Source organism: Flavobacterium sp. WC2416 (genome assembly GCF_041200095.1).
Lineage (GTDB): Bacteria > Bacteroidota > Bacteroidia > Flavobacteriales > Flavobacteriaceae > Flavobacterium.
Genome location: NZ_CP165626.1, coordinates 638,912 through 656,435, shown reverse-complemented (window position 1 = coordinate 656,435; position 17,524 = coordinate 638,912). Strand labels below are relative to the sequence as shown.

The 17,524-nt window shown below is 33.1% G+C and carries 17 protein-coding genes; 8 read left to right on the top strand and 9 right to left on the bottom strand.

Going from position 1 to position 17,524, the window contains the following annotated elements:
* Nucleotides 1-34: 34 nt before the first annotated feature.
* The 4 genes from AB3G39_RS02845 to AB3G39_RS02830 form a co-directional block, all read right to left on the bottom strand.
* Complete coding sequence (locus tag AB3G39_RS02845) at nucleotides 35-1,036, bottom strand: VWA domain-containing protein (protein ID WP_369765963.1); 1,002 nt, start codon at nucleotides 1,034-1,036, stop codon at nucleotides 35-37.
* Nucleotides 1,036-2,670, bottom strand: coding sequence for a hypothetical protein (locus AB3G39_RS02840; RefSeq protein ID WP_367772594.1), 1,635 nt, complete (start codon nucleotides 2,668-2,670; stop codon nucleotides 1,036-1,038). Before AB3G39_RS02840 ends, AB3G39_RS02845 begins: the two co-directional genes overlap by 1 nt.
* 62 nt (nucleotides 2,671-2,732) lie before the next feature.
* Entirely contained in the window at nucleotides 2,733-3,596 is an 864-nt protein-coding gene (locus AB3G39_RS02835; RefSeq protein WP_367755999.1) for a DUF58 domain-containing protein, read from the bottom strand.
* Between the two features lie 84 nt (nucleotides 3,597-3,680).
* Nucleotides 3,681-4,685, bottom strand: a complete 1,005-nt coding sequence (locus tag AB3G39_RS02830; protein WP_367756001.1) for an AAA family ATPase — start codon at nucleotides 4,683-4,685, stop codon at nucleotides 3,681-3,683.
* A 212-nt stretch (nucleotides 4,686-4,897) separates the two neighbouring features.
* On the opposite strand from AB3G39_RS02830, the gene AB3G39_RS02825 reads away from it, so the two are divergent.
* The 5 genes from AB3G39_RS02825 (at nucleotide 4,898) to AB3G39_RS02805 (ending at nucleotide 9,321) form a co-directional block, all read left to right on the top strand.
* A complete protein-coding gene (locus AB3G39_RS02825) occupies nucleotides 4,898-5,770 on the top strand; it encodes an aldo/keto reductase family oxidoreductase (protein ID WP_369765962.1) in 873 nt (290 codons plus the stop codon).
* Nucleotides 5,771-5,841: 71 nt separating this feature from the next.
* Nucleotides 5,842-6,597 (top strand): SDR family NAD(P)-dependent oxidoreductase, encoded by a 756-nt coding sequence (locus tag AB3G39_RS02820; RefSeq protein ID WP_369765961.1) that lies wholly within the window; start codon nucleotides 5,842-5,844, stop codon nucleotides 6,595-6,597.
* A gap of 3 nt (nucleotides 6,598-6,600) precedes the next feature.
* Nucleotides 6,601-7,749 carry an ATP-binding protein gene (locus AB3G39_RS02815; protein WP_367756007.1) on the top strand — a complete coding sequence of 383 codons (1,149 nt, stop codon included), beginning with the start codon at nucleotides 6,601-6,603 and terminating at the stop codon, nucleotides 7,747-7,749.
* Between the two features lie 301 nt (nucleotides 7,750-8,050).
* Nucleotides 8,051-8,776 (top strand): metallophosphoesterase family protein, encoded by a 726-nt coding sequence (locus AB3G39_RS02810; RefSeq protein ID WP_369752802.1) that lies wholly within the window; start codon nucleotides 8,051-8,053, stop codon nucleotides 8,774-8,776.
* Between the two features lie 47 nt (nucleotides 8,777-8,823).
* Nucleotides 8,824-9,321: a DUF6646 family protein gene (locus AB3G39_RS02805; protein ID WP_369752803.1), complete on the top strand. Its 498-nt coding sequence runs from the start codon at nucleotides 8,824-8,826 to the stop codon at nucleotides 9,319-9,321.
* A 162-nt stretch (nucleotides 9,322-9,483) separates the two neighbouring features.
* On the opposite strand, the gene AB3G39_RS02800 is transcribed toward AB3G39_RS02805, so the two are convergent.
* The 3 genes from AB3G39_RS02800 to AB3G39_RS02790 all read right to left on the bottom strand — a co-directional run bounded on the left by AB3G39_RS02800 (nucleotide 9,484) and on the right by AB3G39_RS02790 (nucleotide 12,865).
* The gene (locus AB3G39_RS02800) at nucleotides 9,484-10,143 is read right to left on the bottom strand and encodes an HIRAN domain-containing protein (RefSeq protein ID WP_369752804.1); all 660 of its coding nucleotides are present in this window, start codon (nucleotides 10,141-10,143) and stop codon (nucleotides 9,484-9,486) included.
* A complete protein-coding gene (locus tag AB3G39_RS02795; RefSeq protein WP_369752805.1) occupies nucleotides 10,140-11,228 on the bottom strand; it encodes a hypothetical protein in 1,089 nt (362 codons plus the stop codon). Before AB3G39_RS02795 ends, AB3G39_RS02800 begins: the two co-directional genes overlap by 4 nt.
* Before the next feature lie 83 nt (nucleotides 11,229-11,311).
* Nucleotides 11,312-12,865 carry an aldehyde dehydrogenase family protein gene (locus AB3G39_RS02790; RefSeq protein WP_367772601.1) on the bottom strand — a complete coding sequence of 518 codons (1,554 nt, stop codon included), beginning with the start codon at nucleotides 12,863-12,865 and terminating at the stop codon, nucleotides 11,312-11,314.
* Nucleotides 12,866-13,063: 198 nt separating this feature from the next.
* Here AB3G39_RS02790 and AB3G39_RS02785 point away from each other — a divergent pair, with 198 nt between their 5' ends.
* Nucleotides 13,064-14,023 (top strand): MBL fold metallo-hydrolase, encoded by a 960-nt coding sequence (locus AB3G39_RS02785; protein WP_369752807.1) that lies wholly within the window; start codon nucleotides 13,064-13,066, stop codon nucleotides 14,021-14,023.
* 104 nt (nucleotides 14,024-14,127) lie between these two features.
* On the opposite strand, the gene AB3G39_RS02780 is transcribed toward AB3G39_RS02785, so the two are convergent.
* Both AB3G39_RS02780 and AB3G39_RS02775 read right to left on the bottom strand, forming a co-directional pair.
* On the bottom strand, nucleotides 14,128-14,667 hold the full coding sequence (locus AB3G39_RS02780; protein ID WP_367772605.1) for a 3-hydroxyanthranilate 3,4-dioxygenase: 540 nt from the start codon (nucleotides 14,665-14,667) through the stop codon (nucleotides 14,128-14,130).
* Nucleotides 14,668-14,850: 183 nt separating this feature from the next.
* The gene (locus AB3G39_RS02775) at nucleotides 14,851-15,960 is read right to left on the bottom strand and encodes an endonuclease/exonuclease/phosphatase family protein (protein ID WP_369769671.1); all 1,110 of its coding nucleotides are present in this window, start codon (nucleotides 15,958-15,960) and stop codon (nucleotides 14,851-14,853) included.
* 262 nt (nucleotides 15,961-16,222) lie between these two features.
* Between AB3G39_RS02775 and AB3G39_RS02770 the strand changes: the two genes are divergently transcribed.
* Together AB3G39_RS02770 and AB3G39_RS02765 are read left to right on the top strand one after the other, a co-directional pair.
* Nucleotides 16,223-17,119, top strand: coding sequence for an LD-carboxypeptidase (locus AB3G39_RS02770; protein WP_367772609.1), 897 nt, complete (start codon nucleotides 16,223-16,225; stop codon nucleotides 17,117-17,119).
* 40 nt (nucleotides 17,120-17,159) lie between these two features.
* Entirely contained in the window at nucleotides 17,160-17,519 is a 360-nt protein-coding gene (locus tag AB3G39_RS02765) for a YraN family protein (RefSeq protein WP_367772611.1), read from the top strand.
* Nucleotides 17,520-17,524 lie beyond the last annotated feature (5 nt).

The window sequence follows — 17,524 nt, the reverse complement described above, 5'->3', positions numbered from 1 at the left end:
TCCCTTCCCTTTGGGGAGGGCTGGGGTGGGGATACTAAATAAAACTTCTATACACTGTGTTTCTTAAACCAATTTCGGCCAATAATAATAATCCTGCTATCCAAACAAAAGCTCTGTATTTTTCATCGTAATCATAAAACTTAAGCTCTTCAATTTCGGTTGTTTCTAACTTATTGATTTCACCATAAATTTCTGCCAATTTACTGTTGCTCGTTGCTCTAAAATATCTTCCATCCGTTTTTTTAGCGATGCTTTGCATTAATTTTTCATCGATTTCCACTTTCATCATTTGAAATAAAAACTGTCCGTTTGGCCCTACGGCATAAGGAAATTCAGCCATTCCATTAGTACCAATTCCAATAGTATATACTTTTATTCCATATTGCTTGGCGATATCCGCTGCGGTTTCTGGTTCTATAAAACCAGCGTTATTCACACCATCTGTCAATAAAATAATCACTTTACTTTTGGCCTTACTGTCTTTTAATCGGTTTACTGCTGTTGCCAAACCCATTCCTATTCCCGTTCCATCTTGTAAAACATTATCGTATTTGATGCTTTTTATTGCTTCAAGAACAACTGCTTTATCACTAGTAACTGGTGTTTTTGTATACGCCTCCGAAGCATAAACTACTAACCCAATTCGGTCATTTGGTCTTTCCTCTGCAAAATCAGCTGCCACTCTTTTTAAGGCTTCCATTCGGTTTGGCTTTAAATCTTTGGCCAACATACTTCCTGAAACATCGACAGCCATTACAATGTCAATCCCTTTTGTTGTTTTTGTTTTATTACTAATATCTACCGTTCTTGGTCTCGCCATTGCCACAATTAAGGAGCTCAATGCTAATAAACGAAAAACACTTAAAAAAGGTTTTAGTTTAGCTAGTAAAGAAGGCGTTGTCTTGAACCCTTGAATTGAGCTAATTTTTAAGGTTGCTGATTGTTTATTTCTTTTATAAACTAACCAAATAACAGCTAGTGGTATTAAAAGAAACAACCAGAAAAACTCAGGATTTAAAAAAGATATTTTCCCCATTACTTACTTACTTGTTTTAATTCGACAGAACTCAATACTCTATCCGATATTTGATTTGCATATGAATCCCCTTCTTCATGGAAAATCATAATTTGTTGTAATCCTCCATCTTGACCAAACAACAACAATTCATAATATAATTTTTCACTGCTCTTAGTCGCCTCATTTATTCTAGTGAACGTTCCGTATCCTTTTAGACCACTTATACCTTCAGGTGTTTGAAAATCTTCTTGTTTCACAATCATGTTTTGAGCTCCTTGTGATTCTAATGCTTGAATCGTTCCTTCCATTGATTTTTTTAAATCAACTGAAGTCGAGTCTTGTTTGTACTTATAAGTAGAAACCATTAAATAGAAATTATCTAAAAGGCTACCATAAGCAAACGAATTCATTTCTTTAATCAATGCCATTCCATTCTTAGGTAATGATTTTGTTAAATCTATTCTTTTAAGCACTTTTGGCGTTTCCATTATAATTCCTGGATTTCCATATTCGCTTTTCACCCATTCCCCTTCTAATAATTCTTTGGTTGGATGGCCAATAATATTGTCTTTTACATAGTCAAACCCTTTAGTAACAATTAAAAAAGTAGTTGTTGCAAACAATAAGAAAAGAACCGAAGCTATAGTTATTGCTATGCGTTTATTTCTTTTTTTCTTTAACTGAATTTGAATTTGCTTTTGTCTTTGCACCTCATTCAACAAAGTATCCTCTTCCATTTCAACTACAACAGGAATAGCGCTGTCTAGTGTTAAAATTGCTTTTTGAATTTTATTTCGATCTTCTGCAATTTCATATTCTACTGGTTTTGATTTTGCAAACTTTACTAAATCGGCTTGTTTCAATACCCGTTCTAAATTTTCAATTGTTTCTTGAGAAACCGTCATTTTCTTTTTAACAGATGCTGCTCTAAGCCCCAAAATCAATTCGGAAGTAGTACTTTCCATAGCTGGAATTTCAATTGCTTCTTCGATATAATTTCTGGCAATATCAGTCAACTCACTATAATACTCTTTAACTTCTCCTTTTTGCCAAAGTTCTTTTTTCTCTAAATCATTGAGTAGGTTGGTTGCTCTTTCAATTGGCGTTTTATACACATCCTCTTCAATTTTTTTCTTTTGTTGCTTTTTAATGTACCAATAAATCAAAGCGCCAATTCCACCAAGTATCGCAAGCGCCAAAAGATATTTCCACCAGTCTCCCAATGTGTTTTCTACAGGAATAATATCCTTAATATCATACATTTTTTGTTTCAAAGTATCTACTACTACATTAGCTACTTCTACCTTAAGTGAATCCGTATAATAGGGTTTATTATTAATTAAGATTTTTATACTAGGAACTGAATATTTTCCAGAATCAAACTGAGTTAATCCGTATTTCTTGATTAATTCATAGCGGTCATTATTTTTAACCGTATCGATTGGGTAGGATTGAATTACTTCAAGCGCTCCTATATTTTTCAACTTAGGAAAAACAACTTTAGACAAAGTATCCACATCTGTTTTTATGGTCAGTTTAAACTCTGCTCCAATTTTATTTTTTGTGGTATCTATACTTGTAACTACTCTTTTTTGTTGGGCAAAAATGGTAGTACAAAGAAGTAGTATTAGTAGGCTTATATATTTTTTCATTAGTAATTTTTGAAACATTTGTTTTTCAACTCCCCGCACTTCATGGAGATTGAAGCAGAGTTTTACCTCGATTTGAAATAGCTCAATAATTTAGTTACATAACTTTCGTCAACTCTAGTATTTACAACTCCTGAACCTGATTTACTAAAGGTTTCTTTAAAATACATTAATTTATCATTATAGTATTTCTCATAATTAAATCGGACGGTTTTTGAACTGGTATCGATTAATTGTATTTCTCCAGTTTCAGCATCCTGCATTGGAACCATTCCTATATTAGGCATTTTTTGTTCCCTAATATCATAGACACGGATTCCAGTAATATCATGCTTTTTTGAAGCTATCTTTAAGGTTTGCTCATAATCTTCACACATAAAATCAGAAATCATAAATACAATAGCTTTCTTTTTCTGAGTACTCGATAAAAACTTTAAGGCTTGAGCAATATTTGTTTTATGACTTTTCGGCTGAAATTCTATTAATTCTCTTATGATACGTAATACGTGAGAACGTCCTTTTTTTGGCGGAATGTACAATTCGATTTGATCAGAAAAAAGAATCAATCCAATTTTATCATTATTCTGAGTTGCCGAAAAAGCCATTGTAGCGGCAATCTCGGTTACGATATCTTTCTTGAATTGATTTTTTGAACCAAAACTTTCTGAACCTGAAATATCCACCATTAACATCATGGTCAATTCACGCTCTTCTTCAAAAACCTTTACATGAGCCTCATTGTATCGGGCCGTCACATTCCAGTCAATGGCACGAATATCATCCCCGTATTGGTATTGACGTACTTCACTAAAAGTCATTCCACGTCCTTTGAAAGAAGTGTGGTATTCCCCGGAAAAGATGTGATCACTCAACCTTCTGGTTTTGATTTCTATTTTTCGTACTTTTTTTAAAAGGTCTTTTGTATCCATTTATTTAATTTGTTTAAAGTTTAAAAAAGTTTAAGGTTTTCACGTTTGCTACAGCAACTTGAGACCTTAAACCTTAAACAAATTTTAAGGTACTTCTACTTCGTTTATAATTTTATTGATGATGTCTACTGAAGTAATATTTTCCGCTTCGGCTTCGTAAGTCACTCCGATTCTGTGACGCAATACATCATGTACTACCGCACGAACATCTTCAGGAATTACATATCCACGACGTTTGATAAAAGCGTAACATTTAGCCGCATTAGCTAAATTGATACTTCCACGTGGTGAAGATCCAAAACTGATTAAAGGTTTCAAGTCGGCTAATTTGTATTTCTCTGGGTAACGAGTAGCAAAAATAATATCAAGTATGTATTTCTCGATTTTCTCATCCATATACACTTCGCGTACGGCTTCTTGTGCACGTAAAATTTGTTCTACCGAAACCACTTGATTTACTTTCTCATAACTTCCTTTTAAGTTTTGACGAATTACCAATCGTTCTTCGTCCATTTTTGGGTAGTCGATAACTGTTTTCAACATAAAACGGTCTACTTGCGCCTCAGGTAGTTGGTATGTTCCTTCCTGTTCAATAGGGTTTTGGGTTGCCAAAACCAAGAATGGTCTTTCTAACTTAAAAGTGGTATCTCCAATAGTTACTTGTTTTTCCTGCATCGCCTCAAGCAACGCTGATTGCACTTTGGCTGGTGCACGGTTAATCTCATCGGCTAGGACGAAATTAGCAAAAATAGGTCCTTTTTTAATCGAAAATTCGTTCGCTTTAATGTTGTAAATCATTGTTCCCACAACATCCGCAGGTAATAAATCAGGGGTAAACTGGATTCTACTAAACGAACCATGAATTGCTTGAGAAAGCGTGTTGATGGCTAATGTTTTTGCTAATCCCGGAACACCTTCTAATAAAATATGTCCTTGACCTAAAAGTCCAATTAACAAACGCTCCACCATGTGCTTTTGACCCACAATCACTTTATTCATTTCCATAGATAAAAGATCGATAAACGCACTCTCTCTTTCTATTTTTTCATTGATTGCTCTAATGTCTAAAGTCGATGTATTCTCTTCCATATTATTATTTTTAAAACCTTGAATTTAATGCCTTACTTTTGGTAGTGCAAATTGAATTTTTTTTTAGAGGAAAGATGTTAAAAAATGGTTAAAACTTCTACCAAACACTTAATTTTAAGGACGAATTATGATACAATTTTCATATTTTTAAGAACTTTGAAAAATATACTTTGAAATAAGACAATACTGAATTTCAATAAAAAATAAAAGCCATGAGTAAAACAACATTATCACCTATAATTGCTGGCACAATGAATTGGGGAGTTTGGGACAAAAACCTAACTCCAAAAGAAATGGAAAACATGATCCATGTATGCCTAGAAAATAAAATAACAACCTTTGATCATGCCGATATTTATGGCTCCTATACTACCGAAGCTGATTTTGGAAAAGCATTTGCTTCAAGCAAAATAGCCAGAGAAAAATTACAGTTAATTTCCAAGTGTGGCATCCAAATGTTAGCCGAAAATAAGAGCACCACTATCAAGCATTATGATTATTCTAAAGCACACATAATCAAGTCAGCAGAACAATCGTTGAAGAATTTACAGACTGATTATTTAGATGTGTTTTTATTGCATAGACCAAGCCCTTTAATGGAAGTGGATGAAATTGCTGAGGCGATTGAAAAATTGACAGCTGAAGGTAAAATCATTGATTTTGGACTGTCTAATTTCACGACTTCACAAACTGAATTACTTAGCCAAAAAACAGAAATTAGTTACAATCAAGTTCAGTTCTCGGCAACCAATTTTGAACCTATGCTCGATGGAAGTTTTGATTATATGCAAATGAATAACATTCGTCCGATGTCTTGGAATCCGTTGGGATGTGTTTTTAGAAAAGACATTCCACAAACGCATCGCTTGAAAAAATTATTGGCAACATTAGTTTCCAAGTACCATTTGGGTTCTGATACACTATTACTTTCTTGGGTTTTAAGACATCCAGCCAAAGTAATCCCAATTGCAGGAACTGTAAATGTAGCTAGAATTCAATCGTTGATGAAAGCAGTTGATTTAGAATTGGAAAAAGAAGATTGGTTTGCTATATGGTCTGAAAGTATGGGGCAAGACGTTCCCTAAAAATTTAAGATTTGCATTTATTTTTCAAATGCAACTTTAACAACAATTACAAATTGAATTACCACAAAAACATGAATAAAACTGCCTTTATTACTGGTGCTACCAGCGGAATTGGAAAAGCAACTGCCGAAATATTAGCTAAAAACAACTATAAAATCATTCTTTGCGGAAGACGGGAAGACCGATTGACTGAACTAGCAACTTCGCTTGCTAAATTGACTGAAGTACACACGTTACAATTTGATGTTCGAGATAAAAAAGCCGTTTTTGAATCGATAAATTCTTTGCCAGAAGCTTTTTCTATCATTGATATTTTAATTAACAATGCAGGGAATGCCCATGGTTTAGATCCCATTCAAACAGGTGATATTGACGATTGGGATGCTATGATTGACATCAATGTAAAAGGATTGCTATATGTTTCCAAAGCGATTATTCCACAAATGATCGAAAGAAAATCTGGACATATCATCAACATTGGTTCTACTGCAGCCAAAGAAGTGTATCCAAACGGAAATGTATATTGTGCTACCAAACATGCTGTAGATGCACTAAGTCAAGGCATGCGTATCGATTTAAATCCATACGGAATTCGTGTTGGTGCCATTCATCCTGGAATGGTGGAAACCGAATTTAGTGAAGTGCGCTTTAAAGGAGATACCAATAAAGCCGAAAATGTTTACAAAGGATTTACGCCATTGCAAGCGGAAGACCTTGCCGATATTATTCATTTTGTCGTATCAAGACCGTATCATGTAAACATCGCCGATTTAGTTGTTATGAGTACGGCGCAAGCGTCTTCAACAATCGTAAATAAATCACTATAATAAATGATCAACAAGCGTCTTTTAATTAAAAACCTACTCGCTCATAACGACGAATCCAGTTTTTATGATAAAAAACGACAATTGAACTTGCATACCAGAGAGGGCAAAGCCAAATTTTTAAAACACATTTGTGCTTTGTCCAATTCTAATCCGGCCAATAATTCGTATATAGTTGTAGGTGTTGAAGATCAAGATAATGAGATTGTAGGTGATGATTTTTTTGACGACAGTCATATTCAGAATTTAGTAAATGCCTATCTTGAGAATCCTCCCAAAATTCAATACGAAAATGTTCCTTTTCCTAATTTGCCCAAAGATAAAGTTGTAGGACTGGTAACGATAAAACCCAAAAACAAACCTTCTTTTTTCAAAAAAGGAATTCATACCATTCCAGCCAAAGCAACATTTATAAGACGGGGTAGCAATACCACACCAACCGAAGATAAAATTGAGAAAAATTATCTCAATACCGAAACTGTAATTGATATTGAAAATAATTCCAGAAACAATATTAAATACACTTTGGACGGCGTATTTGATTTTATCAATTTTCGCCATAAAGACATGGCGCCCAAATACAAAGTATTCAAAGAACTTTTTGTGATTTGTTGGGCTGGAATCCCAAAGAAAGTGCGAGGTAGTACTTATTTATCTCGTGTGGACATCGAACTCATTAATGAACAAATCAAACTCTTCTACTCCGCTCAAGATGTAGTTACTATAACTTTTGATGAAGATACTTTTACTATTATTGAATATGTCCCTTTAGGTTTAAACGATAAAACCAGTTATTATCCATTAGAACAACAAACGATTTATTTTTATGAAAATGGGTATTATAAAATAGAAAGTAAAATGCTGTTTCAGCCCCCAGAATTTAATAGAAAAATGCTTTTTCACATTTATAATTCTAATCTAGCATTGTTGCAAAAACTACGAAAAGGAATTGTATTGTCTGATAGAGAAAATAAAGATTTAGAAAACCTGCCGTCTACCTTCATGATTTGTTATCTCAATGGATTTGAAGATGCCAAAGAAAAATTGATTGATGCTAAACTACTTATAAAACCGTTTCCGCAAATTTATTTGTCTTTCAAGGAAGCCATGCGGATTTTAAGAAAAATGAAATACGATACTAAAAATGAAGATTAAAAAATGATATAATATCATTTAAAAAACTACAAACTGCTTGGATAATCAAAAGTGATAAGGCGATCAGTGCATTCATTTTTTTGAAGTTTTTAATGTTTATGTAAAAATACATAAAAAATTTCATATCAAACAATCACTAAAAGTAGTGATATTTTAGGAAAAACAAAAATAGTACAAATACCGCATGCTGTAAAAAATAAAAAATAAAAAAATCAGCCTGTCCCAACTCTTTTTGCTATTTTTATCAATTAGAAAAACGACACTCTTATCATTTTTCATAATCCCGATTGACCAAACATAAATGAGAACACTAGTTATAGGCGACATACACGGAGGCTTACGCGCTTTACACCAAATTATAGAAAGAGCTAAAGTAACTCCAGAAGATACTTTAATTTTTCTGGGAGATTATGTAGATGGCTGGAGTCAATCTCCACAAGTAATTGATTATTTGATTCAATTAAAAACCACTAATAACTGCATTTTTATTCGTGGTAACCACGATGAATTATTATTGCATTGGTTAAAAGACAGCAAAGACAACCTCATGTGGTACAAACATGGTGGTGAGGCAACCGTCACTGCCTACCAAAATGTTAATGATACTACTAAACAATTACACATTGACTTTTTATTGTCACTGGACGACTATTATTTAGATGAAAAAAATCGGCTTTTTGTTCATGCTGGTTTTACCAATATGAATGGGGTGGAGTATGAATTTTATTCTAAATTATTTTATTGGGATCGAACGCTTTGGGAAACGGCACTAGCATTGGATCGAAGCATCAAACCTAATGACTTATTGTATCCAAAACGCTTGACGCTATATGATGAAGTTTATATTGGCCACACCCCAGTTACCCGAATTGGAAAAACAGAACCTTTGCAAATGGCTTGTATTTGGAACGTAGATACGGGAGCAGCTTTCAAAGGACCTTTAACAATTATGGATGTAGATACAAAGGAATTCTGGCAAAGTGAACCCTTAAACAACCTGTATTTTGATGAAAAAGGTAGAAATTAAGATTTATTAAACTAATTTTGTCTTGGAATTTATAACCTCCACGAATTATGAAAAAAATTATTACATTATCATTACTATTAGCTTTTGGTCTAATTAACGCTCAAGCCTTCAAAGGGAATGGAGATGTTAAAGGGCAAGTAGGATTTAACATTCAAGATGGAGGAACTGGTATTTTCTTATCATCTGATTTTGGAATTGGAGAAAACATGTCATTGGGACTTACTGGTAATTACTTATTGACAGTAAATAAAGATGCTATGGGAAATCTACCAGAATTTGGAGATAGAATTGACTTAAAAGCACGATTCAACGCTAATTTAGGGAGTGTTTTACAAATGCAACCTAACATGGACATCTACCCAGGATTGGATTTAGGTTTGCGAAATTTTGGTGCTCATTTGGGTTTCCGTTATTTCTTTACTGATGGTTTTGGATTGTTTGGAGAAGCGGGTGTTCCATTGGCTAAATACGACAAAACAATTACTGGTTTTGATCATTTAAACAATCAGTTTACTTTAAACGTTGGTGCTTCTTTTAATTTGTAATACCATTAATAATAAAGCAAACTTCTAAAAATTTAAAATAAAAAAAAGGCAATTTGAAAATTCAAATTGCCTTTTTTTATGCTAATTATTTATGATTACAAATCAAATTTTATTCCTTGTGCCAATGGCAAACTCGTTATGTAGTTTGATTTTTAATGAAATTTATAAAGCTGCTTCTACAAAAACTCTTTTTATTACACCATTCTTTTCTATTCCTTTCACCTTTAAACTAAACTGTTTATTTGTTTTATGAAAAACTTTACAATGTATTAGTTTGATATGTCCAAGATACAATTCTTCTTTATATACTTTTACTGCATTTTTGTCATAGGTATTATTAGCTTCTAATTCATATCTTAAAACATCACCAATTGAAATTTTAGCGGAAGGGATTTGAGCTTCTGATAAATTAGTTATTTCTGTAACAAATGAAAAATTATTTACAGGATTAAAATCAGCTAGAAACTCAAAATTATCGGTAGGTAATAGACCTTGTGTAAATGCTAACATATAATACTTATCTTCCTTCTTAAGTGGATCAATATTCCAAAAGTCATAAAAATCATGTAAATCAGGTCTTTCAGAACGCATTAATCTTTGTCCAAAAATTTCAATTACATTTTCCGTATACATTTTATCTTTACTAGTATCAGGAAAACCCTCATAATGAACAAAACCTAACTTGTTGGCATCTTCAACACCTTCTTGATTATAATGAAAGCGGATTCCTTCCGAGGCACTTTTTTTAATAGTACCAACGGAAATTCTTCTACTACCTTTACCTAGTCTCCAGATAAGGTGTATGTTTCCTATAGCTTTCATAAATATTGGATTAATTTTTCAATCCGCAAAGTTACCAATTTATACATCAATTGCTTTCTTGTTTCCGATAATTTAAAGTTAATTAAATCTGTTGGAACATTAAAATCAATATTTTCGATTATATTTTTTATTAATTCAGAGTTGTATTTCTCTTTAACTTTTTCAATTTTTTTTCTAGTTTCAACTGGGTATTGGTCTAATAACAATTCTATAAGTTCAAAATGTTTTCTTTTATTTAAAAAACCTTCCCAGTGAATTTCAGATTCTCCTTTTCTAACATATGATTCTATCATTTGAGAATCTTTTATTGCTTTTTCAACCCAATTATCCTCACGTTCTCTTCCTAAACAACATCCGCTATCATAAATAGGAGCAAATTTATGTAGAGTTATATTAGAATGAAGTTTTAAATTATTTTTATTAATTTCTCTTTCTTCTTTATGTAACAATAAAAAAGTTTCGTTTAAAAAGCGATATAATTTCATTTCTACCTTCTTCCAAAAATTTACTTTTGAACTTAATAATTCTTCATTAATTTTGTCTATTGAATTTCTGTAAAACATTATTATCCCCCAATTCTCTTGATGCCTATCAGAATTACCAATAATAGAATCAAAAATGATAATTTCAATGATATTTACAATATAATCATTGAAATTAAAGTCAATTAAAGCATTTTTAATAAATTGAAAAGTATATTTTTTTTTGTCTTTCTCCGGATTATATTTTGAATCAAAACCAGTTAAATAAGTTATGCCTTCTGTTAAGTTATTTTCCGAATTTAAAACCATAGATTTTGATATACAGCCTATTTTTTGACGATCATTTTCATCATAAGCGATATTATAATCTAACATATTAAACCCTAAAAATTGACCAATTTTAGAAGAGACAATTTCTGACCAAAATTCTGTTGGATATAAAGTTTCGCCATTTTTCTTATTTATTTTAGAACCTTTAAAAAAATATTCTTCATTTGAAATTGGATGTATCACAATTTTTTTACTTCTTGTACCTCCTGTGCTATAAAAAATATTTTTTTGCCAATCCGAAATTTCAGTAAAATCTGCTATTAAATTAGCCATTAATTTTTTTGTCTAATTTATAAAAAAACGCTTTATCTAAATAAGACAAAGCGTTTTTTACAAAATTTATTTTAATCTAAAACTTACAAATCAAATTTAATTCCTTGTGCCAATGGCAAACTAGTTGTATAATTGATGGTATTGGTTTGGCGTCTCATGTATACTTTCCAAGCATCAGAACCTGATTCTCTACCTCCACCCGTTTCTTTTTCTCCTCCAAAAGCTCCACCAATTTCTGCGCCAGAAGTTCCAATGTTTACATTTGCAATACCACAGTCAGAACCTACAACAGATAAGAACAATTCTGCTTCTCTTAAATTATTGGTCATAATCGCTGATGACAATCCTTGCGCCACTCCATTTTGAACAGCAAGTGCATCTTCAACATTTCCCGAATATTTCAATAAATACAATACTGGAGCAAATGTTTCGTGTTGTACAATTTCAAATGAATTATCTGCTTCTGCAATCGCTGGTTTTACATAACATCCGCTTTCATATCCTGTACCAGTAAGAACGCCACCTTCAACAAGTAGTTTCCCACCTTCGGCAACCACTTTAGTCAATGCATTATTGTACATTTCTACTGCATGTTTGTCGATAACTGGACCTACGTGATTGTTTTCGTCTAATGGATTCCCAATACGCAATTGACCATAAGCCGAAACGACTGCGTCTTTTACAGTATCGTAAATACTTTCATGAATGATTAAACGACGTGTAGAAGTACATCTTTGTCCTGCAGTTCCCACTGCTCCAAAAACAGCTCCAATCACTGTCATTTTAATATCAGCATCTGGTGTTACAATGATGGCATTGTTTCCACCTAATTCTAATAATGATTTTCCTAAACGACCCGCTACTGTTTGAGCAACAATTTTACCCATACGAGTAGAACCTGTAGCCGAAATTAGAGGTACACGTTTATCACTAGTCATCATTTCTCCTACTTTGTAATCTCCGTTGATTAAACAAGAAATTCCTTCTGGAAGGTTATTTTCTTTGATTACCTCAGCAATAATATTTTGACAAGCTATTCCACAAAGCGGTGTTTTCTCAGATGGTTTCCAAACGCAAACATCCCCACAGATCCAAGCCAAGGCCGTATTCCAAGCCCAAACCGCTACTGGAAAATTGAATGCTGAAATGATTCCAACAATTCCCATTGGGTGGTATTGTTCATACATACGGTGTCCCGGACGCTCAGAATGCATTGTTAATCCGTGCAATTGACGAGAAAGACCTACTGCAAAATCGCAGATATCAATCATTTCTTGTACTTCTCCGTATCCTTCTTGTAATGATTTTCCCATTTCGTAAGAAACCAATTTACCTAAAGCCTCTTTATTTTTACGTAATTTTTCTCCAAACTGACGAACAATTTCTCCACGTTGTGGTGCTGGCATGGTTCTAAAAGTTTTGAAAGCAGCTGTTGCTGATTCCATTACTTTTTCATAATCTGCTGCTGTAGTTGTTCTTACTTTTGCTATCAATTGACCATCTACGGGAGAATAACTTTCTAGGATTTCTCCATTTGAAAAATGATTTAATCCTGTTGATGTTCCTTCATTTATGTCCTTTATACCCAATTGAGTTAAAGCTTCTTTCATTCCGAATTGATTTGCTATTGTTATCATTGTAACTTTTTTAGTTAAAATTGTTATATTTTTTTGTAAAGATATAATTTCGTGTTGAATTTCAACCCAATTATAGTGTTAAAATCGGACTAAAATTAGACCAATTTGGTGACATGTAGTTGATTTAGCAAAAAAAAGCTTCAATTTAAAAAGAAGAAACTAATTTTATAGTCTGAAATTAATTCATAATAATATCCTATGACCCTTTTTAAAAATTTCTGGATTTACTTATTTTTACTGTCTGCAAATACATTTGCCCAACAAGCACAAAACCCTGCATTTCAAGTTATTCCTTTGGGTATAAGAGGCGGTATTGACGAAACCAATCTTTCCGCTTATTTACTCGCTCCATCAAATACAACCGAATATATTTGTCTTGATGCGGGAACCCTACATGCAGGAATTGAAAAGGCAATTGCAAATAAAATTTTTAAAGTTTCCTCAGAGACGGTTTTAAAAAAATATATCAAAGGGTATTTAATATCCCATGCCCATTTAGATCATGTTTCGGGTTTGATCATTAATTCACCTGCCGATTCATCAAAAACGGTCTATGCAACACATAGTTGTATGGAAATGATGGAAAAACATTATTTCAACGGACAAACTTGGGCTAATTTTGGAGATGAAGGCACTGGTTATCAAATAAAAAAATACCATTTTCAAACGCTAAATACTCTTGAAGAAACTCCAATTTCTAACACCACAATGACCGTAAAAGCATTTTCATTAAGCCATGTCAATCCTTTTGAAAGTACTGCTTTTTTAATTAAAAACAAAGATGCTTATGCCTTGTACTTGGGCGATACTGGTGCCGATTCTGTTGAAAAAAGTGATAAACTACGTTTGCTGTGGACCGAAATCGCTCCCTTGATCCAAAGCAACCAATTAAAAGGAATTTTTATTGAAGTTTCGTTCCCAAACGAGCAACCCGACACTCAGTTATTTGGACATTTAACACCTAATCATCTCTTGAGTGAACTCCATAGGTTAAGTGAACTTATTGGAAAAGATGGGTTGAATGGGTTTAAAATTGTGATTACCCATATGAAGCCACCAGTTGACAATTATATAAAAATCAAAAATCAATTGATAAAGCAAAATGACTTGGGTTTGCAATTTATATTCCCAGAACAAGGGAAGCGATTTGAGTTGTAAATTACATCTAAATCCTAGCCCCGGTAGTAGCGGCATCCTTTTGTGGCTTTCTTTAAGCCACAAAAGATACAGCGGATAACGGGAAATAGCTCCTAAATAAAAAACTATTTTTTGGCAACAAATCGAGGGTCGACTTCCATAACGGTTCCACATTGGTCACACGTTCTTAGTTCTTCAGAGTCATAAAAATGCTCAAAGTGAGGTAAGAAATCTTTCTCGATGTTATGAAGTTCAAAACGAACTTCGTACAATTTATGGTTGCAATTGTCGCAATACCATTGTAGCCCATCTGTGAAGCCTTTTCCTACTCTCTTGCGTTCAATTACAAGACCTATAGAACCCTCAGAACGTACTGGAGAATGAGGGACATTGGCGGGATGTAAGTACATATCCCCTGCATGAAGTTCCATTTCTTTGCGCTCGCCATCTTCTTGAATAACTACTTTTATAGAGCCTTCAAGTTGATAAAACAACTCTTCAGTTTCGTTATAATGATAATCTTTACGGGCATTGGGACCCGCAACAATCATAACAATATAATCCCCTGATTCTCTGTATAAATTCCTGTTGCCAACTGGTGGTTTCAGTAGTTTACGATTTTCATCAATCCATTTATTGAGGTTGAATGGTTTAGCTATGGACATTTTGATTGGGTGTTAAATTTTTGAATCGCTAAGTTAGTGAAAAAGTCCCTAGCAGTAAAGCCAGCAAAACCAAAAGACTGCTTGTTTTTGTACGTTTTCTAATTTAAGGGAGGATAATATGTCATTAACGACAATTCGTTTATTTAATAAAATAGGAACATCAAAATTTTTATGCTTAAATTCCTACTTTACTTCTTTAATTAAATAAATATAAACGGGAAAATGATCGCTAAACCCGATTTCGGTGGCGGAATGTCTTTTAGGATAGCCTTTATACTGTCCTGAAGTTTGTATTAAAAAAGGTTTGTTGTAAATACCCGCTTTCCAATATTGAAAGCTGGAAAAATCATTTCTTATTAAAGATTGTGAAACCATGATTTGGTCAAAAATATCCCAAGAATCTCGAAAAGCGATGGTACCCAATCCTTTTTTAGCCATTTCTTCGAATGGATTATAGATTCCTAATACCGAAACCTCTTCTTTCTTAGCTTTGGCTCCAAGTGCTTTTTTGACACTGTTATTTGACGGCCCGTCATTTAAATCTCCTAAAGTAATCACTTTTGCATTTGGGTTAATTCGTTGTAAAGAATCAATTATTTTCCTGTTCAAGGCTCCAGCAGCTTCTCTAAATGGACTTGACTTTTTTTCACCTCCTGAGCGGGATGGCCAGTGGTTTACTATAATATTGATTTCTTCTCCCTCTAAAAAACCTGTGACTAACAGCTGATCCCGCGTAAAAACACGATTATTCTGTAGGTTAATTTCTTCATCATCATCTGTTTTTTCAACAGATTCATTTTTAGTTTTTTCTTTTAATTTGACTTGGTCTTTGTATACATATAATGGAATGTTAGTATAACTTGTTGGTCGAAAATATTTCTTTTGATATAATAAAGCCACATCAATTCCTCTTTTATCGGGAGAATCAAAATGGATGATACCATAATCAATATTAATGAGTTTAGATTCTTTGAGCAAATCTTCTAAGACTCCTCTATTTTCAATTTCGGAACATCCAATGAATGTAGGTGAATTAGTGTTTTCAGAAGAACCTATTTCGAATAAAACTCTAGAAAGGTTTTGAAGTTTTTGATAGTATTTTTTGGAAGTCCAGTGTTGTGCTCCTTTTGGAGTCCATTCATCATCATTAGTATCCGGATTATTAATAGTGTCAAAAAGATTTTCGAAATTATAAAAAGCAACGGTATGAATCGAATAATTTTTTTGTTGACCTACTGTCTTTGTCAGCAGAAAAAATAAAAGGAGAAAGAGAATCGATCGTAAAATTTTCATAAGCACCGTTTAAAAAGGAATGACCGTCCAGAATATATCTTCAAGTAAAAATACTTCATTTTGAGAAGTAAATAATAAATTATTTCAAATTTGCTATCTTTGTTTTAATCCTATTGAGGAGCTACTCAAATTATATTTACCCCAGAAAAATAAAAACATGCCTACCACTCGATTTTGGACGTTAAATATTAATTTTTGTTGGACTAAATTCCTACTTTTAATTTTTATTTTACATTCTATCAATACCCAATCCCACACACTAATGACTACACCACCTATTTTACAAAAAGGAGATACCATTGCCATAGTATCAACAGCAAGAAAAAACATTGACGACAATCTTAAGCCGGCAATTGATTTATTGCACAGTTGGGGATTAGAAGTAGTGATAGGAAGTACCATTGGTTTAGACAATAACCAACTTGCAGGTACTGATGAACAAAGAGCTGCGGATTTTCAAAAGCAATTGGACAACCCAAACATCAAAGCAATTTGGTGTGTAAAAGGAGGGTATGGTACGGTGCGAATGATTGATTTATTAGATTTTACAAAATTCAAACAACACCCGAAATGGATTGTGGGTTTTAGTGACATTACCGTTTTACACAATCACCTCAATACAATGGGTTTCAAATCTATTCATGGTGTGATGCCTATAACGGTGCCGAGAGCAACCCCTGAAGCAATCGAAAGTTTGCGTTTGTCTTTGTTTGGAGAAAAACTGAATTACAGTATTGCATCTGACCCTATGAATAGAACTGGAAGTGCCTCTGGAGAATTAGTAGGAGGAAATCTATCTATTCTATATAGTTTACTAGGATCAAATTCGGCTATTGACTGTAAAGACAAAATATTATTTATTGAAGATCTCGATGAATATTTATATCACATTGACCGCATGATGATGAACCTCAAACGCAATGGCTGTCTAGAAAGTATTAAAGGAATTATTGTGGGTTCCATGACTAAGATGAAAGACAATGATATTCCTTGGGGCAAAAATGCTGTCGAAATTATAGAAGATGTTACTAAAAAATACAACATTCCTATTATCTACAATTTCCCCGCAGGTCACATAAGGGACAATCGTGCTCTAGTTTTAGGAGATATCATTCACATAGAAGTTACTACAAGTAACGCTTCAGTAACTTTTGAGTAATAATTTTCTTTAAAAATTCAAGTGATTTAAAATTGATGAAATGGCGGAACACAATGAATTAGGGAAATTTGGTGAAGAAATGGCTTTTGCCTTTCTGCAAAAAGAAGGCTATGAAATTCTAGATACTAACTGGACTTTTCAAAAAGCTGAAATAGATATAATTGCTAAGAAAGAAGATATTTTGGCAATTGTTGAAGTTAAAACCCGTTCCTCAATTGAATTTGGTTTGCCTCAAGATTTTGTAAAACCAAAAAAAATTCAACTTCTAGTTAAGGCGGTAGACGCCTACGTAGTAGAAAAAAATATGGATGTCAATGTTCGTTTTGACATTATTGCTATCCATAAAGAGGGTAAATCTTTTGTAATTGAACACCTTATCGATGCTTTTTATCATTTTTAAGTAAA

Coding starts and splice junctions, on each gene's coding strand:
- AB3G39_RS02845 (WP_369765963.1), bottom strand. CDS start 1,036: ATGGGGAAAATATCTTTTTTAAATCCTGAGTTTTTCTGGTTGTTTCTT.
- AB3G39_RS02840 (WP_367772594.1), bottom strand. CDS start 2,670: ATGAAAAAATATATAAGCCTACTAATACTACTTCTTTGTACTACCATT.
- AB3G39_RS02835 (WP_367755999.1), bottom strand. CDS start 3,596: ATGGATACAAAAGACCTTTTAAAAAAAGTACGAAAAATAGAAATCAAA.
- AB3G39_RS02830 (WP_367756001.1), bottom strand. CDS start 4,685: ATGGAAGAGAATACATCGACTTTAGACATTAGAGCAATCAATGAAAAA.
- AB3G39_RS02825 (WP_369765962.1), top strand. CDS start 4,898: ATGAGTAAAACAACATTATCACCTATAATTGCTGGCACAATGAATTGG.
- AB3G39_RS02820 (WP_369765961.1), top strand. CDS start 5,842: ATGAATAAAACTGCCTTTATTACTGGTGCTACCAGCGGAATTGGAAAA.
- AB3G39_RS02815 (WP_367756007.1), top strand. CDS start 6,601: ATGATCAACAAGCGTCTTTTAATTAAAAACCTACTCGCTCATAACGAC.
- AB3G39_RS02810 (WP_369752802.1), top strand. CDS start 8,051: ATGAGAACACTAGTTATAGGCGACATACACGGAGGCTTACGCGCTTTA.
- AB3G39_RS02805 (WP_369752803.1), top strand. CDS start 8,824: ATGAAAAAAATTATTACATTATCATTACTATTAGCTTTTGGTCTAATT.
- AB3G39_RS02800 (WP_369752804.1), bottom strand. CDS start 10,143: ATGAAAGCTATAGGAAACATACACCTTATCTGGAGACTAGGTAAAGGT.
- AB3G39_RS02795 (WP_369752805.1), bottom strand. CDS start 11,228: ATGGCTAATTTAATAGCAGATTTTACTGAAATTTCGGATTGGCAAAAA.
- AB3G39_RS02790 (WP_367772601.1), bottom strand. CDS start 12,865: ATGATAACAATAGCAAATCAATTCGGAATGAAAGAAGCTTTAACTCAA.
- AB3G39_RS02785 (WP_369752807.1), top strand. CDS start 13,064: ATGACCCTTTTTAAAAATTTCTGGATTTACTTATTTTTACTGTCTGCA.
- AB3G39_RS02780 (WP_367772605.1), bottom strand. CDS start 14,667: ATGTCCATAGCTAAACCATTCAACCTCAATAAATGGATTGATGAAAAT.
- AB3G39_RS02775 (WP_369769671.1), bottom strand. CDS start 15,960: ATGAAAATTTTACGATCGATTCTCTTTCTCCTTTTATTTTTTCTGCTG.
- AB3G39_RS02770 (WP_367772609.1), top strand. CDS start 16,223: ATGACTACACCACCTATTTTACAAAAAGGAGATACCATTGCCATAGTA.
- AB3G39_RS02765 (WP_367772611.1), top strand. CDS start 17,160: ATGGCGGAACACAATGAATTAGGGAAATTTGGTGAAGAAATGGCTTTT.